At 43.1% G+C, this 209-nt stretch carries 1 pseudogene; it reads right to left on the bottom strand.

Annotated elements, in window-relative coordinates:
- A pseudogene (locus PAT3040_RS33610) lies at positions 1-209 on the bottom strand (hypothetical protein); the annotation flags it as partial.

Raw genomic sequence — 209 nt, 5'->3', positions numbered from 1 at the left:
CCACAAAATTTCGTCATCCATCTGGGCGAGCTCACGGGAAAGCTGCGAATGGCTGATGGCATCTAACGCCATGGTCTGTTGTAGATCAGGGGAAACAAATGCCGTATCCATTTCACGTAAACTTTCACACTCATGATCGATGCCATAGAGAAACACCTTCAAAAAGTGTTCAAAAGCAAATTTTTTATGATACTTGTCGGCTTGAGAAA

It is taken from the genome of Paenibacillus agaridevorans (assembly GCF_003112455.1).
In the GTDB taxonomy this organism is placed as follows: Bacteria; Bacillota; Bacilli; order Paenibacillales; family Paenibacillaceae; genus Pristimantibacillus; species Pristimantibacillus agaridevorans.
The sequence above is the reverse complement of the archived record's forward strand: the minus strand, read 5'-3'. Positions and strand labels throughout refer to the sequence as shown.